This is a genomic window from Streptomyces sp. NPDC001157, from assembly GCF_053598255.1.
This window is the reverse complement of record NZ_JBSFJW010000024.1, coordinates 26,969-51,296: the sequence shown is the minus strand read 5'-3', so window position 1 is coordinate 51,296 and position 24,328 is coordinate 26,969. Positions and strand designations below refer to the sequence as shown.

Genomic DNA, 24,328 nt, shown 5'->3' with positions numbered 1-24,328 from the left:
GGCGCAGGGCCCCGGGCGACGTACCGCCGGGGCCCTCGGGGGCTCGGTCAGCTGCGGCCCGCGTGGCCCATGCGGTAGCCGACACCGCGGACCGTGATGATCCATCCGCTGGATCCCAGTTTCGCCCGCAGACTGCTCACATGCGTGTCGATGGTGCGGCTGGTGTGCGACCAGTTGCTGCCCCAGACCTTCGCCATCAACTCCTTCCGGGACACCACGTTCTCCGGATTGGCGGCCAGGGTGTAAAGCAGCTCGAATTCCTTCGACGTGACGTCGACGAGCCGGTCGCGCAAACGCACTTCCCGGGTACGGGGATCGATGTGGAGCGGGCGCAGGGAAATGGTCTCGGAAATGGCCGGGCGAGGTCGGGCGCGGCGTAAGACTGCCTCGATGCGGGCGCCTATTTCCCGGAATCCCCAGCTTTTCGCGACACAGTCGTCCGCGCCCGCCCTGAGGGCGAGGACCCGTTCGAGTTCCTCGTCGAGACGGGTGAAGGCGATCATGGGAATATCGCTCTCGGCCCGTAAGGACTGGCACACTTCCAGACCGTCGATGTCGGGCAGTTCCAGGGAGAGCAGGACCAGATCGGCGTCGCGGTACAGGCGCAGTGCCCGCGCGCCCGTGTCGACGCTGAGAGCGATGTGTCCCTGCCGCCGCAGATCGCGCACCATGGCTTCGGCGGTGGAGGCGTCCTGCTCCACCACGAGTACGTTGCTCACGTGGGGTGCCTTCCTCTTCGCGCCGCGTCAGCTCGCGGCTTCGGCCGGTACGGCGGGCGCCGGGGCCAGGGGTGCGAGGGACGGCCGGTCGGGGAGATGCCGGAAGGCGTACGCGGCCGAGGCCATGGTCATGTGGTGGTGCCAGCCGGGGAAGGAACGGCCCTCGAAGTCCAGCACGCCGAAGCGCTCCTGCAGCACGGCGACGGCGGTCCCGACGGCGGCGCGGGCACGCACCGACGCCATGACGTCCTCCACGGACCGGTCCGTGAGGCTGGTGATCCAGTACCGGGCGGGCCGGCGTCCGTCCGTGAAGGGCCGCTGAAGGACGCGGTAGCTGACCGAGCCGTCGTTCCGGCCGGTGCTGCGCCGCGGCAGGCGGACCGTCCCGGCGTAGGTGTGGATCGGGATCGCCACGGTCGAGCCGTCCGCGGCCTGCCGTGTGATCGCCTGCTGCTGACGGGCGTACCGGCCCTCCATCAGCTCGCCGACGGTGATCACCGTGGGGAAGCGGTCCCTGGAGAACACCACCTGGCCCGGGTCGACCTCACAGACGATGTCGAGCCGCAGCCGGGCGAGCCCCGCCAGTACGCCGGTCGCGTCGTCGCACCGCGTCAGATCGAGCACCCAGGGCACATCCGGCAGCCGCGGCTGGGCGACGACCCCCGCGGCGAGGTCGAGGACATGACCGCCGACCGGGCGCGCGGTCTCGGCCTCCGGGACGCGTGCCCGGAGTCTGCGCCGCAGGTCCCGGCCCCAGGCCTCGTCCAGCACCAGGCTCCAGTCCACGGGGAAGCAGTGGCTGCCCGCGGCCAGGAAGAGTCCGATCGCACGCTGGCAGTTGACGGTGAGTCCGGTCACGGGATCCAGGCGGCGGTGCACGCCGACCGAGTGCTCGCCGCGCTTGGGGATGATGAGTTCGGCGACGGTCCAGGCGTACGGCGTGCTGCTCGCGGCGACCCGCAGGGCGAGCCTGCGGCGGACCGGCTCCCAGTCCCAGGGGCTCGCGTTGATGAACTGGTGCAGACCCTGTGCCGCGGCCGGGGGCAGTGCCTCGGCCCGTGCCATCCGCCGCGGGGTCTTGCGGCCGGTGACGTGCAGCAGGCCCCGCAGATACGTCCGGGCCCAACGGCGTTGTTCCGCCCGGTGAAGCGGCTGGAAGATCTCCTCGAGGAACGTCTGTCCGTCTGCCCCCTCATGTGTGTCGGCCGCTCGTATCTCTCCTGACGACATCTGACGTCACGCCCCCTTGTCGTAGATCGCTCACACCCAGATAGGTGTACGGAGCATCCTCGCGGGCACAAAAATACCGTCTCGAAGGAAAAATTCACGGGCTGATCGGCTACTTCGCGACTTCGCGTGCTGACCAGGGAGAAGAGCGGCCCGGTGGATGTGACGGAAGGCACACAGGCGGCAACCGGCATGCGCAGAGGGTGACTTGGGGCGCGGTAGGACGGCCCGTCCGGGACGTCAACAGTTCGTGAACAACGCGGCGGTGGCCGCCGAAGGCCGGGGGATGTACCTTCGGCGGCCGTTCAGGGGCCCGTCGACGCGTGGCGTCGAGGGCGGGTCAGCGGCTCGCGTCGGCCGCCAGGGTGTCCAGCCAGTCGCCCAACAGGCTCTGGACGACAGCGGGCCGGTCGAGGTGGACGTTGTGACCGGCGCCGTCCACCGCCGCGTACGTCATACGCGGATAGTGCTCCAGCAGCTCCAACTGGTCCCGCCAGCCCACCAGATGGTCCTGCCGCCCCGTCACCAGCAGATGCGGCCCGGCGTGCGTGCCGAACCGTGCCTCCGGGGTCTCGGTCAGCATGTACGCCTTCAGCAGCGCGGCCGCGTCCTCGCGGTGATGGGCGCGGATCCCCGGCAGCACATGGTCGCGGAACGCGTTCCAGCCGGTCTCGTCCTGGTGCACGGCGATCGAGGCGAACACCTCGCGGTCCGCCGGGTCGAGGGACGCCAGCAGCGCCTCGTCACGGGTGAGCACCTCGCGCTCCGGCAGCACCCGCTCGCCGCTCGGCTTGACCAGCGGCGCGATGAGGGCCGTACCGAGGACCTGCGCGCCGCGCTCGGCGACGACATGCCGGGCGAGCTGACCGCCGTAGGAGATCCCCACGACGGCGAAGGGCTCGTCGCCGATGACCTTGTCGACGAACCGCAGCACCGCCTCGCCCATGGCCTCGGCCGTGACCGGGCCGGACAGCCGCGCGGAGCGCCCGGAGCCCGGCAGGTCGACGTACAGCCGACGCCAGCCGTCCCGCTCGGCGAAGACCGGGTCGAGGGGCAGCAGAAGCCGGTGGTCGATGGTGTATCCGTGCAGCAGCAGAACGGGGGTGCCCGCGCCGAACTCGACGTGGTGGAGCAGTTGTTCAGTCATGGGTCCACGCTCCAACGGTGACACTGGTGTGAGGGTCAAGCCCACAGGTCAGGCGGCGGTCGGGGGTGCCGCGCGACGGGCCGGGCAGGGGTGTTCGGCGAGGGCGGGATCCTGGTTCGCCGGTTCTGGACGGTGCCGGTGCGCGCGTACGGCGTCGATGTACTCGGCCATCGCGTCGCGGTCGCGGATCAGGGAGCGGATGCGTTCCGTCATACGGTCACGCTGACGCTCCAGAGCGGCGATGATCTCCGGTGACGCGTCGGGGAAATGGATGACACGGGGCTGGTGCAGACACGGCAGGATCTGCCGGATGATGCGGGTGGGCAGACCGGCGTCCAGCAGACCGCGGATCTGCAGCACCCGGTCCACGTACCGCTCGTCGTAGGAGCGGTACCCGTTCGGGGAACGCTCGGAGAAGAGCAGGCCCTGCTCCTCGTAGTACCGCAGCAGCCTGCGGGAGGTGTTGGTGCGCTCCGACAGTTCACCGATGCGCATGGGAGTTCCTTTCTGACCGGGGCGCCACCCGGATCTGAGCGGTGCGGCACCCGGACCTTGAGGGGGCGGCACCCGAACGGCCCCCGAACTCCCCCGGGGCGGAGGGACGTTCGAGGGCCGGGCGCCGGCTTACGCGCCGGGCCGCTTCGCGGGGAAGCCGTGGCTGCGGGCGAGGACGACGACTCCGAGCACCGGCAGCAGGAGCAGCAGCATGGTCCACGGGAAGGAGTCGCTGCCGAGCGCGTCGAGCAGGATGCCGCCGATGATGCCGCCGCCCGCCATGGCGACGTTCCACAGCGTGACGAGCATCGCCTGGGCCGCGTCGGCGGAGTCCCCGCCGGCGTCGCCCGCGGCGGTCTGCAGCAGCGTGGGCACACCGCCCCAGCCGAGGCCCCACAGCAGGGCGGCGACGTACACCAGGGCCGTGTTGTCGGACAGCACCGCCAGCAGCGCCGCGGACACGGCGACCAGCAGGGCGCTCGCGATGGTCAGCGCGCGCAGCCGGCGGTGGATCTGGGCACCCACGATCCAGATGCTGGCCAGCGACGCGGCACCGAACACCAGCAGCACCAGGTCGGTGCTGCCGCCCATGCCCAGGTCCTCCAGGAACGTGGCGACGTACGCGTACAGGATGGTGTGCGCCAGGACGAAGACCAGCGTGACGAACAGCACCGGGGCCACACCCGGGACCCGCAGCGCGCCCAGCATCTTCGGGCGCTCACCGCGCTCCTGACCCGGGTAGTCCGGCACGGCGGCGACGATCCACAGCAGCAGGACGACGGTGAGCGCCGTCATCGCCAGGAACGCCGTGCGCCAGCTGAGCGTCTCGCCGAGGAACGTGCCGGCCGGCACGCCGAGCGAGAGCGCCACCGGAATGCCCGCCATGGCGACGGCGATCGCCTTGCCCTGCAACGGCACGGGGGCCATGCGCCGCGCGTACCCGGCGAGCAGCGCCCAGGCCAGGCCGGCGGCGACACCCGCGACGAACCGCGCCACCATCGTCAGGCCGTAGACCGACGACACGGCCGTGACGGTGTTGGCCACGGCGAAGCCCGCCATGGCGGTCAGCAGCAGCACCTTGCGCCGCCACGCCGAGGTGGCCGCGGTCAGCGGGATCGCGGTGAGGGCGGTGCCGATCGCGTAGATCGTCACCGTCTGGCCGGTCGCCGACTCGCTCACATGCAGGTCGTCGCTCATCGCGGGGAGCAGGCCCGCCGGGAGCGTCTCGGTGAGGCTGGTGATGAAGACCGCCGTGGCGAGGGCCAGCAGGGCGAACAGCGGAAGCTTCTGCCGCTCCTCGCTCGTGCCCTTGGCATCGGGCGCGGCCCGGCTGTCCTTTCCTGGGGCGGTCGTGGTGTCTGGTGAGGTGCTCATGTGGTGATCTCCGGATCTTTCGGGGACGGGGTGGGTGGCGCGCCGGGCGCCGTCGGCCGTGGGCCGTTCGGGACGGCCGGCTAGGGGTGGCCGAGGCCGCCGTCGACCGGGAGTCGGGCGCCCGTCGTGAACGTGGCGTCGGTGGCGAGGAAGAGCGCGGCACGCGCCACCTCCTCGGCGGAGCCGAGCCGGCCCAGCGGAGGCAGCGAAGCCGCGCCGCCGGCCGGCGCCTCGATACAGCTCGGGGCCACCGCGTTCACACGGATGCCGCGGGCGACGAGCTCGGCGGCGAGCGCGCGCACGGAGGCCGGGGTCGGGGCGGGAGCGGTGAGCACGACCGCGCCGTGGTCCACGAGGTACGGCAGCAGCGGACGCGCCGTCGGTACGGCGTCGGCGAACACGAGGTCGAGGCCGCCGGCCGGCCCGAGAGCGGCCTCGACGGCGTCCGGGGCGACCACGCGGGCCGCGGAGCCCAGCTCGACGCCCGCGTGGCTGCGTTCCTGCGCGGTACGCGCGGTCAGCAGCACCTGCGCGCCGCCCTCCACGAGCCGCTTGGCGATGGCCAGCCCGATCCCGGTGGCCTGCCCGACGACCACGGCCCTCCTGCCCGCGTACCTGGCCATGTCTGCCGCTCCCTCCTCATGGCGCCGCTGCCGGACGCACCGCGGCACCCGACGGCAACGACTGTGCGCGCCGGCGCTTCGGAGGGACTTCGGGGCCGCTGACGGTTCGCTGACGGTCGACCGCCCGGGCCGTCCGGCCCGTCCCGGCGGTTCACGCCCGGACCCGGCCCGCCGCCCGCGGGCCTGTACGGTTGCTCGCATGCGGTTTGGGGTGCTCGGGCCACTTGTGGTGTGGGACGACGAGGGGGAGACGGTCACGGTCCCCGAACTCAAGGTCCGGGCCCTGCTCGCGGATCTGCTCGCGCACGACGGGAAGCCGGTCTCCGCCGATCGCCTCGTCCACGACCTGTGGGGCGACGCACCGCCGGGCAAGCCGAGCGGCGCGCTCCAGGCCAAGGTCTCCCAGCTGCGCCGGGTGCTCGGCCGGGAGCGCGTGGTACGGCAGGCTCCGGGCTACCGTCTGCGCCTCGACCCCACGGCCGACGAGGTGGACGCCGACCGCTTCCACGCCCTCGTCGCCGAGGCCCGCCCCGTGCGCGACCCCCGCGTCAGGGCGGCGCTGCTCACCGAGGCCCTCGACCTGTGGCGGGGGCCGGCCTATGCCGACTTCGCGGACGAGGAGTTCGTACGGGGGGCGGCGCGGCGCCTCGCCGAGCAGCGGCTGTCCGTCCTGGAGGAGCAGGCCGAGGCCCGCCTGGAGACGGGGGACCACGTCCTGCTCGCCGGTGAACTGGCCGACCTGGTGGCCCGGCACCCCCTGCGGGAACGCCTGCGCGCCCTCCATATACGGGCGCTCTACCTGGCCGGCCGCCAGAGCGAGGCCCTCGCCTCGTACGAGGCCCTGCGCGCCCACCTCGCCGAAGAACTCGGCGTGGACCCCAGCCCCGCCCTCGCCGCCCTCCACCAGGCGATGCTGCGCCAGGACCCGGCCCTGGGCCAGACGTTCACCACGCTGCCGCCGACGCATCCGACCGCAGCGGCACCCGATACGGCTCCCATGACCCCCCGCACGTCAGCGACCGCACCCGGCGCCGCCCCGGCCACCTTCGGGACGCGTCCCGAGGCGTCCCCTGGCACGTCAGCGGCGGCGTCCGGCCCCGCCCCGGCCACCTTTGGGACGCCTTCCGAGCCCGCCCAGGCGCCCCCTGGCACGTCAGTGCCCGCGTCCGGCACCACCCTGGCCCACTTTGGGACGCCTTCCGAGCCCGCCCAGGCGCCCCCTGGCACGTCAGTGCCCGCCCCCAGCACCACCCCGGCCCCCTTCGGGACGCCCCCCGACGCGGCCACGGCGCCTCACGGCACGTCAGTTCCCGCGTCCGGCACCGTCCCGGTCACCCCCGCCCCGGTACTCCCGGCTCCCCCCGCCAGGACCCCCCACTCGAACCTCCCCGCCCCCCTCACCCCGCTCATCGGCCGCACCGACACCCTGATCCGGCTCTCCCCACTCCTCCGCTCCGCCCGGCTGGTGACCCTCACGGGACCCGGTGGTGTCGGCAAGACGCGGCTTGCCGTGGCCGCGGCCGGCTCGGTGGCGGGGGAGGAACTGCCCGACGGGGTCTGGCTCGTGGAGTTCTCCGGTGTCCGGGCCGGTACCGCCGCCGACCTCGCGCAGGTCGTGGCCTCCGCCCTGGGCATCCGTGACGACGCCCCGTCCGCGCTGCCGGGCACCGGAGCGCCGTCCCCCTCCCCGGCCCACCGCCTCGCCGCCGTCCTGCGGGACCGCCGTACCCTGCTCGTCCTGGACAACTGCGAGCACGTCGTCGACGCCGCCGCCGAACTCACCGAACTGCTGCTGCGTACCGCCCCCGGACTGCGGGCCCTGGTGACCAGCCAGGAGCCGCTCGGTCTGGCGGGCGAGGCCGTGTTCCTCGTGGAGCCGCTGAACAACGACGACGCCGTGCGGCTGTTCACCGAGCGGGCCGCCGCGTCCGCCCCCGGCTTCCCCGGCGACCCGGACGCCGCCGACCCGGCGGACCGTGCCGCCGTCGCCGAGATCTGCCGTCGGCTGGACGGCATTCCGCTCGCCCTGGAGCTGGCCGCGACCCGGGTACGTGCCCTGGGAGTGCAGGAGCTGGCGGCCCGGCTCGGCGACCGGTTCCGGATCCTGACCGCCGGGCAGCGGGGCGCGCCCGCCCGGCAGCAGACCCTGCGGGCGATGATCGACTGGAGCTGGGAACTGCTCAGCGCACCCGAACGCATCGTGCTGCGCCGCCTCGCCGTGCACAGCGACGGCTGCGACCTGGCCGCCGCCGAAGCGGTGTGCGCGGGCGACGGCGTGGCCCGCGAGGAGGTGCTCGACCTTGTGACACGGCTCGTCGACCGGTCCTTCGTGGTCGTCGTCGAGGGCCCCGTCGGGCCCCGCTACCGGCTGCTGGAGTCCGTCGCCGCGTACGCCACGGAGCGGCTGGACGAGATGCAGGACCTCACCGCCGTACGCGATCGCCATCTGCGCCACTACCTCGCGCTCGCCGAACGCGCCGAGTCCCGCCTGCGCTGCGCGGGCCAGCGTTCCTGGCTCGCCCGCCTGGACGCGGAAGCCGGCAATCTGCGGGCCGCGCTGGACGAGGCGGTGCGCCGTGCCGCCGCCGGGCGGGCCGACGAGGCCGTACGGCTGGCCACCGCCCTGTCCTGGTGGTGGCTGCTGCGCGGTCGGCTCACCGAGGCGCGCCGAAGCCTGTCGGCCGTCCTGACCGCCGCTGCGGGCGCCCCCGAACTCGCGCTGCTGCACGCCGCGTTCGCGCTCCTCACCGGCGACCACGCCGAGCAGGCGACCACGGCGGCGGCCGACGCCGTCCGCGACCCGGTACGCCGGGCCCGTGCCCTCTGGCTGTGTGCGTACGGACTGTTCAGCGCGGGCGACGTGGCCGCGAGCGCCGAGCTGAACGCGCGGGCCCTCGACCTCTTCGGCCGCGCGGGCGAACAGTGGGGCACCGCCGCCGCCCTCGGCCTGCGCGCCACGCTCGCCCTGGTCCGCGGCGACCTCGACGCGCTCGGCCGGGACGGACGGCGCAGCGCCGAGCTCTTCGGCGAAGTGGGCGACCGCTGGGGCGAGTTGCAGACGGTGTCACCGCTCGCCGCGCTCGCCGAGATCAAGGGCGAGTACGGCGAGGCGGCCCGCCTGCAGCGGGAGGGGCTGCGGCTGGCGCGGGAACTGGGCCTGGAGGCCGAGGTGTCGGCGCGGCTGTCCGGGCTCGGCCGGCTCGAGCTGCTCGCCGGCGAGTGGGAGCAGGCACGCAGCCTGCATGAGCAGGCCCGCCGTATCGCCGCCGAACAGGGCTACAAGTACGGCGAGATCCACTCGGAGATGGGCCTCGCCCTCGGCGCGCGCCGCTCCGGCGACCTCGACGCCGCGGAGGCCCACCTGCTGCACATCCGCGACGGCTTCGCCGACGTCTCCTCGGAGGCGGGCGACCATCTGCTCCTGGCCGAACTCGGCTTCATCGCCGAACTCCGCGGTGACACCGACCAGTGCGTCCGCCATCACCTGCGCGGACTGGACGTCGCCCGCTCCCTCGGTGAGCCGCGCGCGCTCGCCCTGTCCCTGGAGGGGCTCGCGGGCGCGGCGGCACTGCGGGGGTGCGCGCCTGCCGCCGAGTGCGCCGCGCTGCTGCTCGGGGCGGCGGACGCGGCCCGCCGGGAGGTGGGCGCCCCGCTGCCGCCCGCCGAGCGCGGTGACGTCGACCGTGTCACGGCGGCCGCACAGGCGGCTCTGGGTGGGCCGGCCTTCACGGAGGCGTTCGAGCGCGGGGCGCGGCTCACCGCGGAGGAAGCGGTGCGCCGGGCGCGTACCACCCTCAACTGGGCTGAGTGAGAGGTCGGTTGGGAACCGGCCCACCGGTTCGGGTCCTGCTGGTCCTCACTTCCGTCGCGGCGCGGACGGGCATCGCCCCATGTCCTTCTCCGCCGACGGAATGATCGTCCGCACCAGGTCGGTGGTGCGCTCCACCAGGTCCGCCCGGTCCGCGAGCACCCACGAGATGTGCTGGGCGCCGAAGAAGGCCGAGACCAGGACGCTGGCGAGGGTCTCGGGCGCCGGCCGGTCGTCCGCCGCGCCCGCTTCACGATCCCTGGCCAGCCACGATGTGATCAGCTCGGTGTACGCCTGGTACGGCAGCGGGAGCCGCAGGCCGACCAACTGGCGCTCGAGCTGCAGCCGCGCTCCGGCCTGGATGACCGTCTCGTCCCGGAACGCCGTGGCCGTCCGCAGCAGCAGTTCGGCGACGGAGGCCAGAGGCGGGAGCGCCAACTCCTCCACGGACTCGGCGAGCTCGCCGATCCGGCCGTAGAACTGCTCGGTCACCGCGAGAGCGAGGGCGTCCTTGTTCTCGTAGTGGAAGTAGACGGCGCCCTTGGTCATCCCGGCCGCCTCGGCCACGTCCAGGATGGTGACCGCCGGATAGCCCTTGGCGGCGAACGCCTGGGCGGCGGCCGTGAGTATGCCCTTCCTCGTCCGTACCGCGCGCTCCTGCTTCAGCTCCCTGTTGCGAGGCGGGAGTTGAGCACCGAAGGCTTCACCGGCCATTCCCATGGTGATCCCTTTACACTCTTTTGAAGAAACCTGCTCGAAGGTATATTTGGCGACCTGGGGACAGGCTGTGTCGGCCTGCCCCGAGCTCTAGGGGGAGAGACGATGTATCAGCGCCGGCTTCGGCGAGAGGATCCCGACCGCCCCGTCCGCGCGGATCCGGGACTCGACTTCGAACGGACCGTGGCCCGCCGGCTCGTGCACCGGGCCGCTGTCGCGGAGGTCTTCGTCACCGACGCGGTGGTGCTCGGCGACGACCACTTCCTGGTCGGCAGCCAGTGGCCGCGTGACCACGCGCTCTACCACCCCGACGCCCAGCGCAGAAGCGACCCCCTGCTGTTCGCCGAGACGATCAGGCAGGCGCTCGTCTACCTCGCCCACTGGCACTACGAAGTCCCGCTCGGCCACCGTTTCGTGGGGTACGACATGGACTTCGAGATCACCGACCCGAGCGCGCTGTGCGTGGGCGGCCGGCCGATACCGGTGGAGCTGGAGGCACGCTGGCAGTGGACCGACCGCCGCCCGCCGCGTCGTTACGGCGCGCGGCTGGAGGTCACGCTCTCCGTCGGTGGCCGGCGCTGTGGCCGGGGCAGCCTGCGGGTGGTGGCGCTCGACGAGCGAAGCTACCGGATCGTCCGCGGGCTGATCGGCCGGGCGGAGCCCGTGTCCGCCGCGGCCGAGGAGTCGTACGGGCGGGTGGAGCCGGGTCTGGTCGGTCGGCTGCGTGACAAGGACAGTGTGCTGGCGCGTGGTTCGTCGGCCGACGAGTGGCTGCTGCGGCCGAACCTCGATCACGCCATCCTGTTCGACCACCCCACGGATCATCTGCCGCTGATGGTGCTGCTCGAGGGGTTCCGTCAGCTGGGCCACCTGATGGCCCATGAGGCGACACAGCGGCCCGGCGGACCGGCACTCACCCTGGTGTCGGCGGCCGTCGACTGTCTGGCCTTCGCGGAACTCGACGTGCCCACCCGACTCGTCGTACGCGAGAATGCGGCGGTGGATCCGAAGGCCGTGGATGCGACGGGCGCGGAGGCGGGGGCCGGGCGCCGGCTGCGCCTCGACGCGCTCCAGGGTGACACCGTGGTCGCCAGCTGTGCTTCGGTGTGGGCTCCGGCGCGGCTCGCCGCGGCGGCCGACCGGCCTGTCGGTCTGCCCGTGCCCTGTGCCTAGTTCGTGAGGGCCGACGCTGCCCTCGCGCACGGGCACACAACAACAGTCCATGCCCCGCCTCCTCTTGCTGCCTCGGGCATGGTCGGCGCAACCCTTACATACCGTCGAGAAGGAATCGTACTGGAGTATGGCGGAAATCCGAAGGGTCCGTCGCGCCTTTGCGTATCGTCGGCGCGCCCTCAACGGCCCATGCCGGGCGGGATCGAGGGAGGGGCGCCGTGACTGACGCCGACATACGGCAAGTTCGAGCCAAACCGGCCCGACCGTCCGAGGGGCTCGAACCCGATGCGGTCCGACGGGCGTCGGACACGGCACGTCGCAACGCCCGCGAGGCGCTGCGCGAACGGCGGCTGACGGACGGGACGGTCACCGCGCTCGCGGACGCGGGCTTCGCGCGGCATTTCGTCCCACGGCGCTGGGGCGGCGGCGAGGGGACGTTCGCCGAGGTGTTCCGTGCGGCCGCCGCGGTGGGGGAGGGGTGCGCCTCGGCCGCGTGGTGCGCCGTCCTGTGGGCGGCGCACGGGCGGTTCGCGGCGCTGCTGCCGGAGGAGGGGCAGAAGGAGCTCTGGGCCGAGGGCCCCGACGTCCGGATCGCCGCCGCCCTCATGCCCCCGTCGGGACACGCGTCCAGGGTGTCCGGAGGGTGGCTCCTCCAAGGCGAGTGGGATCTGGCCAGCGGCGTCGGCCACGCCCACTGGGTGCTGCTCGCCGCGCCGGAGACCGATGAACCGGGGCGGCCGGTACGGGTCTTCGCCGTCCCCGCCCGCCGGGTGACCGTACGCGACACGTGGAACGCCACGGGGTTGCGCGCCACCGGCAGCAACACCGTCGTCCTCGACGCGACCGTGGTGCCCGACGGCCGCACGCTCCCCCTCGCCGCGCTCCTCGCCGGCGACGCCGGGCAGGACGTGCCCCGCTGCCACGCCGCACCCGCCCATCTCGCGGGCGGCCTCATGTTCTGCGCCCCCGCGCTGGGCGCCGCCCGCCGCGCCCTGACCGTCTGGACCCGCTGGGCCCGCTCGGCCACGCCCGACGGCGTACGGCCCCTGGACCGCGCGTCGGTGCGAGAACGCCTCGCCCGCTCGGCCGCGGAGATCGAGGCGGCCGAACTGATGCTGCGTACGGCGGCGGACCGGGCGGACGCCGGGGCGATCACCGAGGCGGGGACAGCGGCCAACCGACGCGACGCCGCCCTCGCGGTGGACTGGCTCTCCACGGCCGTCGACCGGCTCTTCCGCACGGGCGGGGCACACCTGCGCGATGCGGAAGGCGAGTTGCACCGGTACTGGTCGGACGTCCTGACCGTCGCCTCGCACGGCGCGCTGCGCCTGGAGCCGGCCGCGGAGGCCTACGCGCGTTCCCTCGATGGCCGAGGGGGCGGCGATGCCTGAGGCTTCCGGGCCGGTGCCCCGGCGGCTGGTGTTCAGTGATGTCGACGAGACCCTGCTCAGTGGCAAGAGCCTCTTCGACTTTCTGGACTTCTACTTCGCCGGGCGGCACGGGGCCGAGGGGGCCCGGCACGCGGCGGGGACGCGGCGTCGTATCGCCGCCCTGGTGGCCGCCGGTGCCCCGCGGGAGGTGGGAAACCGGGCCTACTACGAGGCATGGCGGGGCGAACGGCTGGATGCGGTGACGGACTGGGGTGCCAGATGGTTCGCCGGGCGCAGTGGCACACCGGGCTTCTACGTTCCCGCGGTGCGCGCGGCGCTGCGCGAGCACCGCGACGCCGGGGACCATGTCGTGCTGGTGTCGGGTTCCCTGCCCGCGGTGGTGGATCCCGTCGCGGCCGATCTCGGCGCCCGCCATGTGCTGTGCACCCGCCCCGAGGTGCGCGACGGCGTCCTCACCGGAGCCGTGGTCGGCGAGCCCTGCATCGGGGAGGGGAAGCGAAGAGCGGTGCGGGACCTGGCCGAGTGCTACCCGCACATCAGCCTGTCCGACTGCTACGGATACGGCGACCACGCCTCGGACCTGCCGATGCTCACCGAGGTCGGGCACCCCGTCGTCGTCGGCGGCAGCCCGGAGCTGCTGGCGCGGATCCCCGACGCGCGTGTCCTGCCGGGCCGCGGGCCGGTCTGAACCACGCGGGTCCCGCGCGCCGGCTGCCGCCGGCCGGCGGTCAGGTGCCGTGCTCCCCGTCGTTCGAGGACAGCAACTGCCAGATCTGGCGAACCTGTTCGACGCCGTCACCGAGCCCGGTCACCGGTGCCGTGTAGCACATCCCGAACATCAGGGCCACGACCAGCGAGCTGATCAGCTCCGGGCGCTGCCGGGTGGTCAGTTCCCGCTTCTCCTGGGCGTCGCTGATGAGCCGGGTGAGAGTGGCCGAAAGATCGCTGATGACGGTGGGTACGCGTCCCTGGGTGCAGCCCTCGTCGAACGCGAGCCGGATCCCGGCGCGGAACCGGAGGTCCGACTGCATCCGGCGTACGAAGCCGACCGTGACACGGCGCAGGTTCGTGAGCGGCGGGTCACCCTCACCGATCTCTTGAATCAGTTCCTGCCCCACCCGGTCGAACGCCGAGGTGAACACAGCGGCGAGGGCGTCCTTGGAGGGGAAGTGGGCGTACAACGCACCCTTGGTCATGCCGACATGGGCCGCGATGCGCTGGAGATTGGCGCCTGCGTAGCCATGGCGCGAGAACTCGTCGGCCGACGCGTCCAAGAATCGCTCATGAGTCCGCGAAGCCCTCTCCTGTTTCGCCATGATTCCCCTCCGTGGTCGCCCAGTCGCTCGCAATAACAGTCGCTGACGAATCTTTTCCTGTTGGCGCAGCGCTTACAAGCCTGGGAGGGGATGCGGCTCTCATGGCCGTGGGTCTGTGGCGGGATCGGCGAGTGCCTCGAACGCCGGGCCGGGGGTGGGGAGATCGCGAGCGGCGGATCCGCGTTCAGGCGTCCCTGCTCTGAACAGCAGGCGACTGCCCCCAGGAACCGCTGGGATGAACGGCCTTGGACGGTGTCGCGCGCTGTCGCACGTCGATGTGGGGGATGTGGGCGAGGAGCCTGCGGGTGATGGCGGCCGTCTCGTATGTGCGATGCGGGGAGCGCGAGGGGAGCGCGGATGCCTGTGGACGGCCTAACACGGCATACCGGCAGCGGGACCGTGATGGGTGCTCTGATCTGCGAAAACAGGATCTGATGCGACCGTATGACACACACCGGCAGGATCTCTGCCGAACTCAGGTTGGCCCGGCATCGCAATGTGTCAGATTTTGATTACACGGATGCCAGGGCCGCACAGCATCAGGAGGTCCTCGGGGTCCGAGGTCAGGACGGTCACGGGGGAGGGGGAGGCCATCGCGGTGGCGGCGACGATCGCGTCAAGTGCGTATTTGTGGCCGTGCAGGCCGGCTGCGGCGAGGAGTTTGCTGGCGTGGCGGGCGATGGCTTCGGTGGGCGGGATGATGTTGACGCGGGAGACGGCGTAGTCGAAGCGGGCCTGGTTCGTCTTGGGGTCGCGGGCTTCGACGAGGGTGACGGAGCTGGTGATGACGCGGATGTCCTCGGCTTCGGCCGCGGCCAGCCATTCGGTGAGTTCCGGTGTGCGGCGTACGAGTTTGGACAGGCCCTCACAGTCGAGGACGAGGGTGCCGCTCACGCGGCGTCCGCCGAGCCGGTTGCGTCACCGCGCAGGATGGCTCGCTTGGCCTCGACCGCGGCCTGGTCGACGGATCCATGTTCGGCTTCGGCGTCCTCGATGAGTTCGCGCAGCCGGTCGCGCTCTAGCTGTCGCTGGATGAGGGCTTCGACGTAGGCGGACATGCCCCGCTTACCGGTACGCGCCTTGAGGGCCGCGATGGTGCCTTCGTGGAGGGAGACGGAGACCGGGCGGACGGGACCTTCTCCAGGAGCGGGATCGGGGGTAGTGGCCATGGAGCCACATTAACAAAACTCTTGTTATTGGGTGGGGTGATTCTGCGACGGTGGGGCTTGGAGGCAGGTGGCGGATTGACTCGCGGGGTACAGATCTTCTGTGATCACCAAGCGCGACGATGCGAGCCGTGGGCTGACGCGCGAGGAACTGCTCGCGCTGCCCGCGGCCGTGGACTTGGAGACGGCGAATCGTGCGCTGTCCCTCAGTCGTACCACGGGGTACGACCTTGCCAAGCGTGGCCGGTATCCGTGCACGGTCTGCGTCTCGGCAACGCCTACCGGGTTGTCACCGCTGACCTGCTCAAGCTGCTCCACATTGACGTACCGGAGCCGGCTGGCGTCGACGAGACGGCGGCTGTCGCGCGCGAGGTGGAAGGAGGGTGCCTTTCGTCGAGCTGTTGCTCCTGCTGTGTGTGCCGCTGTGCTCGTCTGCGTGAGGCGTGTGGGCGGGGAGACCACGGATGAGGGTGATCGGTCTCGTGTGTGGGACCTCGACAAGCCGTGCGACCATGGTGTCGCCACCGAGCTAGTAGGCCGGTTCATCGCCTTGCCCAAGGGGCGGGGAGGGCAAGGGGAGCGCGGACGCCTGTGGACGGTGCAACACGGCGTACGAGCAGCCGGACCGCGATCAGTGCTCTGATCTGCGAAAACTGGATCTGATGCGATTGCGTGGCACAGCTCGTCACGATCTCTCACGACCTCGTAATGCGTAGGTCTCGGGTTCGAATCCCGAAGGCGGCTCTGGAAAAGCCCAGGTCACATACCTTGTGACCTGGGCTTTTTGTGTTCCGTTGGCTGATTGTCGAGCGCGGTCGGGGGCTTGCGCAGCGTCATGCGTGAGCTGGTCCTGGTGTCGAGCGTGCAGTGGCCGCGAGGACGGCGCCGATGGCGTGCTCATGGCCGCTGAGGTGGTGGTGGCGCAACAGTGTTGCCGCTTGGTCGGTGACGCTCTTGGTGACGTCGCGGACGTCGATCCGGGAGAGTACCCACCGGATGCGGGCGGGGTCATGGCGGTCGTGGCCACTCGGATGTCTTCTTCCGAGGCCGCTGGGACGAGGGCCGGGGCGGTGTGGTCCTTGAGGTAGAGCGTGGGCAGGCCCTCGCTGTCGAGGAGGAGCGTGCCGGGCATCAGGCTGCGGCGCCGCCCGAGTCGCGCTGATCATGGCGCAGAACGGCGCGTGCCGCTTCGATCTCTTCCCGAGACAGCGGGTCGTGGTCGGTCTCGAAGTCGGTGACGATCTCGCGAAGTTGTCCATGGCCACACGCTGCTCAAGGGGCTCGGCCACGTAGGCGGAGAAGCCGCCTGGACCTACATGGGTACGTGCGGCCTCAGCGAGGTCTTCGCCACCGATCCCGCGCGTGAGCACCGTTACGCGGCGATCGACCACGGGCTCGTTCAGGCCCTCACCGGCGTCCTGGAGGGCACCGGCCGCGCTCTGGTCGTGCACGGCGGCAACTCGCTATCGAGGGTCGACCTCGCGTCCCTGCCGGCGCACGGGGTCGCCCGGGTGAACGTCGGCAGTGGGGTCTACGCCGAGACCGGCACGGAGTACGGACCGGCGCGGAGTATGACCGGCAGCGGGTGGCCAACTGCATCGAGGGCACCAAGCTCTTCCGCCACCCGGTGGTGGGCGAGCTGGAGTTGATGTACCAGTCCGCAGATCTCCAGGACGGCAACATCCTGAAGATCTACCACGCGGAACCCGACTCGCCGCACGAGGCGGCGCTGCAGCTCCTGACGGTGGATCTGAACTCCGTCCACCGTCACTGAGAGCGGCAGGCGTACGCGGGTCCCGTATCTCGTCCGCGCGATTCCAGCAGGCTACGTCGCCGAGGTCAGCGCCTCCCGCCAGCGCACCGTTGCCCCCATCCGCAGGATCGAGCGCTGGTAGACGCGGGCCGAGAGGGTCGCCAGGGCGGCTGACGCCGTCAGCATCAGGAGGGCGGCCAGGAGGTTGGGGAGCCAGCCCGCCTCGTGGACGCTGACCTGGAGCGGCATGATCAACATGGAGAACGGCGGGATGTACCCGACGACCTGGACCCACGTGGCGTTCAGGTCCTGTGCCGCGGCGATGGACACGGCGAAGGGGATCAGGGTGGCCATGAGCACCGGCATGACCGCCGAGGACACGTCCTCCGCGCGGGAGACGAGGGAGCCCGCCGCGGCGAAGAGGAAGGCGAAGAAGGCGAAGCCCAGGACGAACCAGCCGAGGGCGGCGAGCGTCGCCGGCGCGGCCGGGAACTGCGCCGGCAGTGCATGCCCGAACCGCACGGCCAGCACGGCGGCCACACCGAACACGGCGGTCTGGAGTACCGCGGCCGCGCCGATGCCCGCGACCTTGCCGACCATCAGCCGCAAGGGCGTGAGGGTGGCCAGCAGCACCTCGACGACGCGGGTGGACTTCTCCTCGACGACTCCCTGGGCGACCATCATCCCGTAGCCGAAAAGCTGGAAGAAGAGGATCGTGACGATGCCGATCGCGGCGCCCAGTTCGGCCCCGCTGTGCTCGTCGGGGGGTGTGTGGCCGCGCCGGTCGACCGTCTCGGTGCGTGGGAGCGCGGCGGTGACCTCCTGGGTCAGGCGGTCCGTGTCGACGTGCTGGGCGTGGAGCGCGCGGGTGGTCGCCCACTGGCGGACCGAGGCCACGACCGTGGAGCGGACCTGCCCCGGAGTGTCGGTCCGGACCAGCAACCGGACCCGCGAGCCGTCGATCACCAGCGCGGCGTCGGCCTTCTTGCCGGTCACCTGGCGGCGCGCCGCGTTCTCGTCGGCGGCCGGGCGCCATCGCGTGCCGTCCTTCCCGGCCGGCCCGGGGGCGACGGCGCCGACCGGTACGCCGGTGACGGCGACCGTCGCGGTGCCGGTGGTGTCGTGACCGTCCGACGGGGACGGGGCGAAGAAGTACAGCAGGCCCAGGATCACTCCGACGTTGAGCAACGTGCCGATGGCGTAGGCGCGGTTGGCGACCCGGGCGGCCGTCTCCCGTTTCGTGACGAGCCATACGGCGGCCGCCGCGGAGGTGACCGCCCCGGCCCTCTTCGTGCTGCTTCCCTCGCTCATGCGGCGTCCTCCGCGGACTCGTCGGGCTCGGTCACATAGGCGCGGAACAGCTCGGTGAGCGTGGCCTGTTCGCGCCGGAAGGTGCGCAGCCTGCCCAGCGCGGCGACCTGCCGGACGAGCTCGTTCTCGTCGCAGTCGTCCGCGATCCGCAGCACGGTGCCCGGCCCCTTGCTGCGGAACGAGTCGACGCCGCTCAGCGTCCGGGCCCAGTCCCGCGGTGCGCCCTCGATCTCCAGGTACAGGTCCTCGCCGCCGGGCGCCCGCAGTTCCTCGGCCGTGCCGCAGGCCACCATCGAGCCGGAGCGGACGATGCCGATCCGGTCGCACAGCCGCTCCACCAGGTCGAGTTGATGGCTGGAGAAGAGGACCGGGGCGCCCTGCTCGGCCCGCTCCCGCAGTACGGCGCTCATGGTGTCCACGGCCAGCGGGTCCAGTCCGGAGAAGGGCTCGTCGAGCAGCAGCACCTGCGGGTCGTGGACGAGGGCGGCGGCCAGCTGGACACGCTGCTGGTTGCCCAGGCTGAGCGAGTCGACCTGGCGGTCGCGGTACTGGTCCACGTCCAGCCGCTCGGTCCACGTCCGCATGGCGCCGACCGCGTCCGCGCGGGACAGGCCGTGCAGCCGGGCGAGATAGACGAGTTGCTTCGCCACGGTCATCTTCGGGTACAGGCCGCGTTCTTCCGGCATGTAACCGAACCGGGCGCGGGCTGCGGCGTCCACGGGACGGCCCCTGAAGTGCACCGCGCCGCCGTCGCTGTCCAGGACGCCGACGGCGATGCGCATCGTGGTGGTCTTGCCCGCGCCGTTGCTGCCGACGAAGCCGAAGACTTCGCCCGGTCTCACCTCGAAGGACATCTCGTTGAGGGCCCGGTGGTCCCCGTAACGCTTCGTCAGGGCCTGTATGTCCAGGCCCGGGGTGTCGTGCATGCTCCGCTTCCCTGCAGGGTGTCGTGTTTCGCGTGCGTCGGTCGGCCGGGACGTCAGCCGTCCCTGGACGTCAGTCGACGCGTGTAAGTGCTTCGCGGTATCCCGAGGAGGCTGCAGAACCTCGAAACGCTGAGCCCGCGTTCACGCCGTACGGTTTCGAGGTCTGGGAAGGGACCGTGTGAAAGTCCACGGTCTGTCTGCGGGCGCGGAGCTGCACATAGACCTCGCCGAGGGCCGTCTTGAGCTCGGTGATCTGGGCGCGGAGTTTGCGCTCCCGCTCGCTGCTCAGCCGGTCACCGCCCTCCAGGCCCTGGCTGCCTGCCGCTATGAACTGGCGCTTCCAGTTGCCGATGGCCTGTTCGGAGACGCCGGCCTCACGGGCGGCCTGGGAGACCGTGAGTTTTCCCGACAGAACGCCGAGTACGAGCTTTGCTTTTTCTTCTGGAGGCATGACGGGCGGGCGCGCCACGATTCTGATTCCCTTCGGACGGAATTTCAGAAGTTCTTCCTGCGACTCGACCTTGGTCGCAGAAGGACTGCGGAAGGAAGAGAGTTGAGGAAAATGTGAGGTAAGAGGAAGGCGTGAAAGATACGGCCAGAATTTGTTTTGGGCAGCACTTTTCTGCGCGGCTGCAATTCAGCAGTCACGCAAGAACGCGTCAAGAGGTCGGCTCAGTCCCGCGGTGGCGGTGACGGCGTGGCGACGTAAATGATGAACCCCCGTTCATTCAGCCCCGAAGGGCTCTGTGGCATCGGCCCGAAGGGGCCCGACGGCTGTGTTGGGCGCTCGGCTGGTCAGGCCGTCGCCCTGTCTCAGCCTATGGACGTCGGCCATTCTTGACAAGCGAGTCGGGCTGCGAGGCAAGTACTTGCCATCCGGGAAAGTAGATGCCATGGTGGGCACCATGACTGAGCCCACCTCACCCACCGGAGCCGACGCCGCTCTCACCGCCGCTCGCAGCGCGTTCTCGGCCGCTCGATCGGCCCGGCGTGTGCCCGCGTGGCATCCGCCGGCCGCCGGGCTGCTGTTCGCCGCCGGGTTCGGCGGCCTCGCCCTGTTCGACGCGCACCCCGGTGCCTGGGGGTATCTCGTGGCCGGATTCGGCTGCCTGGCCGCCTTCCTCGTGCTGTCCGTGGCGTCCAGCAGGGCGGGCGGCGTCGCCCTGTGGCCTACGGGAGACACACGGGGCCGGGCGCTGCGACAGTCGGCGGTGCTGATCCCGCTGGCCGCCGCCGGCGCCGCGGCCCTTTTCCTCGGATTCTCCGCGTTCCTCGCCGTGTTCGGCATCGGCCTCGGCGCGCTGTCCTGGATCCAGCTCGCGCAGGCCCGCAGAGGGCAGCCGGCATGACCGTCCGGGACGTCGCCGCGCAGCTGGACGCCACCATCCAGCACCCCACCCGGCTGGCCGTGGTCGCGTTTCTGTCGGGGTGTGCGGAGGCCGACTTCAAGACGGTGCGCGACAGCCTGGAGATGTCGGACTCCGCCCTGAGCAAGACCGTGTCCGCCCTGGAGGCCGTCGAGTACGTCAAGGTCCGCAAGGGGTTCGTAGGCAAGCGGCCGCGCACCTGGGTCTCCCTGACGGGCGACGGCCGCGCCCGGCTCGCCGCCCACCTCAAGGCGCTCCAGCAGATCGCCGACCAGGCGCAGAGCCAGGGCGCGCGGACCCAGCAGTGACCACGAGGCCGGCAGCGGCACGCGGGAACGCGGAAAGGCCGCCGTACGACTCATGGGCCGGGGGAAACCCATGCTCGTACGACGGCCGGTCGCGAGGTCCGGCACAGACGCGTGGGGTGCTGCCGCGTGTCCGGCGGCAGCACCCCTCGTCCGGCGGACCGGATCGGCGACGAGGTCAGCAGCCCGCGCCGTGCGTGATCGAGACGCTGGTCAGGACGCCGCTGGCGGCGCTGATGGTGAACGCGCCGCACTCGGGCGAGGACGCGGTGATGATCGACGGCGTGGTGGCCGGAGCCTCGCCCGCGGCGGTGGCGCCGAAGTCGGCGGCGTCGGTGTAGGCGGTGTAGCCGGCGATGAGCTGGTCGGCGGTGTTCATGGAAAGTCCTTTCGGAACAGGGTCGTTGAAGAGATCGGTGCAGAGCTCGGCGCCGAGCCCCAGGGGGAGCTCGTCGAAGCGCAGGGCGGGTCAGCAGCCCCAGTGCGCGGTGAAGCCGACGGACGCGGCGGAGACCGCGCTCACGGCACCGCCGCACGCGGCGCTCGACTCGGCGACGACGCTGAGGATCGACGGCGTGGTGGCCGGGGCCTGGCCGCCGGCGGTGGCGCCGAAGTCGGCGGCGTCGGTGTAGGCGGTGTAACCGGCGATGAGCTGGTCAGCGGTGTTCACGTGAATTCCCCTCTCGGTATCGGCCGGACCGGGTCGTCCGGGGCGAACCCCCGGGTCCCCGTCCCCGTCCGGCAGTTCGATTCCAGCACGGCCCACCCGTCCTCGGGGGGCCGAAAATTACCGTCAACTTTCTGGCGAGACGCCCTTGACCTGCACAGATGTCGGCAGGGGCAAAGAAAAGACGTCACCGGGTGCGAGGCTCGGAAAGAGCGGCCAGCCGCTCCCACAGCTCCCACTCCTCGCGCGCCTCGCGCAGGACCCGGCGCAACTCCGCGACGTCCTCGGCGAGTACGTCCGCCACGTCCCCGCGCCTCGCCGCACGTCCGTCCCCCGCCGCGTCCTGCGCCAGGGCGCGCACGCCATGGCTGAGGAACGTCGCGCACCAGTCGTCCAGGCAGTCGGGGCACACCCGCAGCCGCCGGCAGACCGTCACGGGCGGCTCGGCGCCGCTCAGGAGCCTCAGGACCGCCCGGCTCCGCACACCCGCGGGTGGTGTGCAGCGGTGTGCCGGGCCGTCTTCCGGGAGTGTCACGGTGTCTCTACAGGAGCCCGGCACCCGGCAGGGGCGGGGAGTTGAGATTGCGGGCGGGGGCCATCGGATCGATGCCCGCGTTCAGGAACGCCTCCTCGACGGCGGCGGACAGGCCGACGCCGTCGGCGCGCACGGCGTGCTTGACGAGCGCCTCGGCCAGTGCGCCGCTGCGGTGTTCGCCGAAGCTGAGCGACCGCATTCCGGGTCGTCCGTCGTCCGGCTCCCAGGCGAGGGCGACGCCGGGGGCCAGCCGGTGTGCGAAGGGCGAGACGTCGGGGCCGAGCCCGGGAAGCTGGGCGGCGTGGGCGGCGAGTCCGGCCACCGCGTGCCGTCCCTGCGGGCCCAGGTAGACCACGAGCGCGTCCCGGCGCGGGAACAGCCGTGGCGAGGAGGTGATCTTCGCGCGGTACGGCACCCCGGCCTCCTCCAGGTACGACAGGACCGCGTGCCACACGCCCGGGGCCGCCTCGGCGGTGGCGACGTGCACGTACACACGCAGTGTCTGCGGGCCCGAGCCGACGCCCGTCCCCGCGGAGCCGTCGGCCAGGAAGAACCCGGTGGACAGCGCGGGCCGCGCGGCCGGCAGCCGCACCGGGACGGTGGCGGGCAGCACGTCGGGGACGGGACCGGCCGGCGCGTCCGCGGGCAGCAGCACACGTACGCCCTCGACCAGGGCCAGCAGCGTGCCGTCGGCGGCTCGTTCCTGGACGACCGCGCGGGCAGTGGTCACGGTGTGCGGCATGGCCTCGGCCAGCGCGCGGTCGAACTCCGCGTCGCGCAGCGTGCGCGGGCGGCTCGTCTCCGGCTTGTCGCGGCCGACATGGACCATCTGGTAGACGGCGGAGCCGAGTTGCTGGGCGAGCTTGTGCGGCGAGTCGGCTTCGAGGCGTTCCTCGCCGAGGACGGCGGACAGGCCGTCGGGTGCGACCTCGATGTCCTCCACCGCGCGCGCCAGGGCCGGGGGAAGGGTGTCGGCGACGGTGATCAAAGCGTCTCTCCAGGTGCGGTGGGGAGGGCGGCCGCGTGGGCCGGGGGCTCGGTCAGCCCGAGGGTGTCGGTGAAGCCGTCCGGGGACAGCAGGACGGTGCGGCCGATGCCGGCGCAGGCGCGGTCGGCGGCCTGCACTCGGCCGCCGACCATGGCGGTGGCGAACATCCGGTCGAACATGTGCCAGCCGGCGAAGGCCGCCGCGCGTGCCCGCAGCCCCTCGTCGATGCTGGTGCGGACGCTGCGGTAGCCGTCCCAGAAGGCGGCCATCCGGGGCCGCAGCCGGTCGAGTTCGCGGACCCCGAAGCTCAGGATCTCCTCGTGCGTGGTCTCGTGGTCGAAGGTGAACTCCGGCTCGCTGCCGATCGCCTTCGGGATGCCCCGTACGGCGAAGTAGAGCCACTCCCCGACGAACGCGCCCACGTCGCGGGCCGGGTCGCCGAGGCGGAGCTCCTCCCAGTCGGTGAGGTGGAGCCGCTCGGGCGTCCACAGGAACTGGTCCAGGCGCAGGTCGCCGTGGATGGGGCGAAGGTCCGTCAGCGCGTGCTCCCGGCGCCTGAGCCGGGTCAGCGCCTCCAGCAACTCACCGTCCGCCTGGAGCAGCCGCCAGGTCTCCAGCTCGCCGAAGGTGGCGCCGGTGAACGCGGGCAGCGGCAGGGCGCGCAGCTTGTCGGTGGCCGGCAGCGGATGCGGGGTGGCATCCAGCGGCTCGGTGTCCGCGGGCAGCTCGTGCAGGGCTGCGGTGATCCGGCCCGCAGTACGGCACAGCTCGTCGTCGAAGGCGTCGTCGGCGGCGAGTTCGGCGCCGGAGCGGGCCTCGTCGAGCAGTTCGAAGGCGACGAGCAGCTCCTCGGCGTCGTGGCCGAGGAACCTCGGTCCGCGCAGCAGGTGCTCGGCGTCGCGGCCGGCGAGTTTCTCGAAGGCGAGCAGGCGGGCGAAGCGGCGGCGGGCGTCGGCCTCGGACGGTCCGCCCAGGCGTTTGACGAAGACGCGGTCGCCGGTGGTGGTCGGGCCGGACCAGTTGTCGTTGCGGCCGACGTGGGAGGTCAGTTCGGCGGGGTCGAAGGACCCGAGGCCGAGCGAGGCGAGCAGCGCCGCCACCCCGGGCTCGTTGTCCAGGGCGGGCGGATCGTAGCGCGCGCGGGTCCGCCGGGATTCCTCGACCTCGGTTCCATATTTATCTGTCACGCGGCGGAATGCTAAATACGCGAACTGCCGCTCACCAGAAACAAGCAATTCAAGTTTCTTCGTTCCTTTGTATGGCGACGCCCTGAGCAGCGGCACACCTGTCGTATCGAAAGAAATCAGAATCCCGGGTTTC

Annotated in this window: 25 protein-coding genes and 2 pseudogenes; 8 read left to right on the top strand and 19 right to left on the bottom strand. The window is 71.9% G+C overall.

What is annotated here, in order from left to right; genetic code table 11:
- Nucleotides 1–47: 47 nt before the first annotated feature.
- From ACWDAG_RS32335 to ACWDAG_RS32310, 6 genes are all read right to left on the bottom strand, one after another.
- Nucleotides 48–701 (bottom strand): response regulator transcription factor, encoded by a 654-nt coding sequence (locus tag ACWDAG_RS32335; protein ID WP_450699087.1) that lies wholly within the window; start codon nucleotides 699–701, stop codon nucleotides 48–50.
- 45 nt (nucleotides 702–746) lie between these two features.
- Entirely contained in the window at nucleotides 747–1,949 is a 1,203-nt protein-coding gene (locus ACWDAG_RS32330) for an IS701 family transposase (protein ID WP_450699086.1), read from the bottom strand.
- Between the two features lie 337 nt (nucleotides 1,950–2,286).
- Entirely contained in the window at nucleotides 2,287–3,093 is an 807-nt protein-coding gene (locus ACWDAG_RS32325; RefSeq protein WP_450699085.1) for an alpha/beta fold hydrolase, read from the bottom strand.
- A 48-nt stretch (nucleotides 3,094–3,141) separates the two neighbouring features.
- The gene (locus tag ACWDAG_RS32320) at nucleotides 3,142–3,588 is read right to left on the bottom strand and encodes a MerR family transcriptional regulator (RefSeq protein ID WP_450699084.1); all 447 of its coding nucleotides are present in this window, start codon (nucleotides 3,586–3,588) and stop codon (nucleotides 3,142–3,144) included.
- Between the two features lie 129 nt (nucleotides 3,589–3,717).
- A complete protein-coding gene (locus ACWDAG_RS32315) occupies nucleotides 3,718–4,962 on the bottom strand; it encodes an MFS transporter (RefSeq protein WP_450699083.1) in 1,245 nt (414 codons plus the stop codon).
- An 80-nt stretch (nucleotides 4,963–5,042) separates the two neighbouring features.
- A complete protein-coding gene (locus ACWDAG_RS32310) occupies nucleotides 5,043–5,585 on the bottom strand; it encodes an SDR family oxidoreductase (RefSeq protein ID WP_450699082.1) in 543 nt (180 codons plus the stop codon).
- A gap of 199 nt (nucleotides 5,586–5,784) precedes the next feature.
- On the opposite strand from ACWDAG_RS32310, the gene ACWDAG_RS32305 reads away from it, so the two are divergent.
- Entirely contained in the window at nucleotides 5,785–9,396 is a 3,612-nt protein-coding gene (locus tag ACWDAG_RS32305) for a BTAD domain-containing putative transcriptional regulator (RefSeq protein ID WP_450699081.1), read from the top strand.
- Between the two features lie 45 nt (nucleotides 9,397–9,441).
- On the opposite strand, the gene ACWDAG_RS32300 is transcribed toward ACWDAG_RS32305, so the two are convergent.
- Complete coding sequence (locus ACWDAG_RS32300; RefSeq protein WP_450699080.1) at nucleotides 9,442–10,107, bottom strand: ScbR family autoregulator-binding transcription factor; 666 nt, start codon at nucleotides 10,105–10,107, stop codon at nucleotides 9,442–9,444.
- Between the two features lie 108 nt (nucleotides 10,108–10,215).
- On the opposite strand from ACWDAG_RS32300, the gene ACWDAG_RS32295 reads away from it, so the two are divergent.
- The 3 genes from ACWDAG_RS32295 to ACWDAG_RS32285 all read left to right on the top strand — a co-directional run bounded on the left by ACWDAG_RS32295 (nucleotide 10,216) and on the right by ACWDAG_RS32285 (nucleotide 13,362).
- The gene (locus tag ACWDAG_RS32295; protein WP_450699079.1) at nucleotides 10,216–11,283 is read left to right on the top strand and encodes a ScbA/BarX family gamma-butyrolactone biosynthesis protein; all 1,068 of its coding nucleotides are present in this window, start codon (nucleotides 10,216–10,218) and stop codon (nucleotides 11,281–11,283) included.
- Nucleotides 11,284–11,501: 218 nt separating this feature from the next.
- Complete coding sequence (locus ACWDAG_RS32290) at nucleotides 11,502–12,674, top strand: acyl-CoA dehydrogenase family protein (RefSeq protein WP_450699078.1); 1,173 nt, start codon at nucleotides 11,502–11,504, stop codon at nucleotides 12,672–12,674.
- Nucleotides 12,667–13,362: an HAD family hydrolase gene (locus tag ACWDAG_RS32285; protein ID WP_450699077.1), complete on the top strand. Its 696-nt coding sequence runs from the start codon at nucleotides 12,667–12,669 to the stop codon at nucleotides 13,360–13,362. Before ACWDAG_RS32290 ends, ACWDAG_RS32285 begins: the two co-directional genes overlap by 8 nt.
- Before the next feature lie 40 nt (nucleotides 13,363–13,402).
- Here ACWDAG_RS32285 and ACWDAG_RS32280 read toward each other — a convergent pair whose 3' ends face one another.
- The 3 genes from ACWDAG_RS32280 to ACWDAG_RS32270 all read right to left on the bottom strand — a co-directional run bounded on the left by ACWDAG_RS32280 (nucleotide 13,403) and on the right by ACWDAG_RS32270 (nucleotide 15,159).
- Complete coding sequence (locus tag ACWDAG_RS32280; protein ID WP_450699076.1) at nucleotides 13,403–13,948, bottom strand: TetR family transcriptional regulator; 546 nt, start codon at nucleotides 13,946–13,948, stop codon at nucleotides 13,403–13,405.
- 543 nt (nucleotides 13,949–14,491) lie between these two features.
- Nucleotides 14,492–14,884 carry a type II toxin-antitoxin system VapC family toxin gene (locus ACWDAG_RS32275; RefSeq protein ID WP_450699075.1) on the bottom strand — a complete coding sequence of 131 codons (393 nt, stop codon included), beginning with the start codon at nucleotides 14,882–14,884 and terminating at the stop codon, nucleotides 14,492–14,494.
- Nucleotides 14,881–15,159: a hypothetical protein gene (locus tag ACWDAG_RS32270; protein WP_450699074.1), complete on the bottom strand. Its 279-nt coding sequence runs from the start codon at nucleotides 15,157–15,159 to the stop codon at nucleotides 14,881–14,883. Before ACWDAG_RS32270 ends, ACWDAG_RS32275 begins: the two co-directional genes overlap by 4 nt.
- Nucleotides 15,160–15,259: 100 nt before the next feature.
- Between ACWDAG_RS32270 and ACWDAG_RS32265 the strand changes: the two are divergent.
- Nucleotides 15,260–15,471 (top strand): annotated as a pseudogene (locus ACWDAG_RS32265) (hypothetical protein); the annotation flags it as partial.
- Nucleotides 15,472–15,998: 527 nt separating this feature from the next.
- On the opposite strand, the pseudogene ACWDAG_RS32260 reads toward ACWDAG_RS32265, so the two are convergent.
- A pseudogene (locus ACWDAG_RS32260) lies at nucleotides 15,999–16,288 on the bottom strand (DNA-binding protein); the annotation flags it as partial.
- A 453-nt stretch (nucleotides 16,289–16,741) separates the two neighbouring features.
- On the opposite strand from ACWDAG_RS32260, the gene ACWDAG_RS32255 reads away from it, so the two are divergent.
- Complete coding sequence (locus ACWDAG_RS32255; protein ID WP_450699073.1) at nucleotides 16,742–16,930, top strand: MmyB family transcriptional regulator; 189 nt, start codon at nucleotides 16,742–16,744, stop codon at nucleotides 16,928–16,930.
- Between the two features lie 51 nt (nucleotides 16,931–16,981).
- Here the strand turns inward: ACWDAG_RS32255 and ACWDAG_RS32250 are convergent, their stop codons facing one another.
- The 3 genes from ACWDAG_RS32250 to ACWDAG_RS32240 all read right to left on the bottom strand — a co-directional run bounded on the left by ACWDAG_RS32250 (nucleotide 16,982) and on the right by ACWDAG_RS32240 (nucleotide 19,615).
- Nucleotides 16,982–18,220: an ABC transporter permease gene (locus tag ACWDAG_RS32250; RefSeq protein ID WP_450699072.1), complete on the bottom strand. Its 1,239-nt coding sequence runs from the start codon at nucleotides 18,218–18,220 to the stop codon at nucleotides 16,982–16,984.
- On the bottom strand, nucleotides 18,217–19,146 hold the full coding sequence (locus tag ACWDAG_RS32245) for an ABC transporter ATP-binding protein (RefSeq protein ID WP_450699071.1): 930 nt from the start codon (nucleotides 19,144–19,146) through the stop codon (nucleotides 18,217–18,219). The genes ACWDAG_RS32250 and ACWDAG_RS32245 overlap by 4 nt, the downstream gene beginning before the upstream one ends.
- Before the next feature lie 70 nt (nucleotides 19,147–19,216).
- Nucleotides 19,217–19,615 (bottom strand): transposase, encoded by a 399-nt coding sequence (locus ACWDAG_RS32240; RefSeq protein ID WP_450699070.1) that lies wholly within the window; start codon nucleotides 19,613–19,615, stop codon nucleotides 19,217–19,219.
- 436 nt (nucleotides 19,616–20,051) lie between these two features.
- On the opposite strand from ACWDAG_RS32240, the gene ACWDAG_RS32235 reads away from it, so the two are divergent.
- Entirely contained in the window at nucleotides 20,052–20,495 is a 444-nt protein-coding gene (locus ACWDAG_RS32235) for a hypothetical protein (protein ID WP_450699069.1), read from the top strand.
- Nucleotides 20,492–20,821, top strand: coding sequence for a winged helix-turn-helix domain-containing protein (locus ACWDAG_RS32230; RefSeq protein ID WP_450699068.1), 330 nt, complete (start codon nucleotides 20,492–20,494; stop codon nucleotides 20,819–20,821). Before ACWDAG_RS32235 ends, ACWDAG_RS32230 begins: the two co-directional genes overlap by 4 nt.
- 175 nt (nucleotides 20,822–20,996) lie before the next feature.
- On the opposite strand, the gene ACWDAG_RS32225 is transcribed toward ACWDAG_RS32230, so the two are convergent.
- The 5 genes from ACWDAG_RS32225 to lxmK form a co-directional block, all read right to left on the bottom strand.
- Entirely contained in the window at nucleotides 20,997–21,197 is a 201-nt protein-coding gene (locus ACWDAG_RS32225) for an LxmA leader domain family RiPP (protein ID WP_306186810.1), read from the bottom strand.
- A gap of 90 nt (nucleotides 21,198–21,287) precedes the next feature.
- Nucleotides 21,288–21,488, bottom strand: coding sequence for an LxmA leader domain family RiPP (locus ACWDAG_RS32220; protein WP_306186812.1), 201 nt, complete (start codon nucleotides 21,486–21,488; stop codon nucleotides 21,288–21,290).
- 184 nt (nucleotides 21,489–21,672) lie between these two features.
- Nucleotides 21,673–22,020: a hypothetical protein gene (locus ACWDAG_RS32215; protein WP_450699067.1), complete on the bottom strand. Its 348-nt coding sequence runs from the start codon at nucleotides 22,018–22,020 to the stop codon at nucleotides 21,673–21,675.
- Nucleotides 22,021–22,027: 7 nt separating this feature from the next.
- Nucleotides 22,028–23,008, bottom strand: coding sequence for a T3SS effector HopA1 family protein (locus ACWDAG_RS32210; protein WP_450699066.1), 981 nt, complete (start codon nucleotides 23,006–23,008; stop codon nucleotides 22,028–22,030).
- Nucleotides 23,005–24,195: a class V lanthionine synthetase subunit LxmK gene (gene lxmK, locus ACWDAG_RS32205; protein ID WP_450699065.1), complete on the bottom strand. Its 1,191-nt coding sequence runs from the start codon at nucleotides 24,193–24,195 to the stop codon at nucleotides 23,005–23,007. The genes ACWDAG_RS32210 and lxmK overlap by 4 nt, the downstream gene beginning before the upstream one ends.
- Nucleotides 24,196–24,328 lie beyond the last annotated feature (133 nt).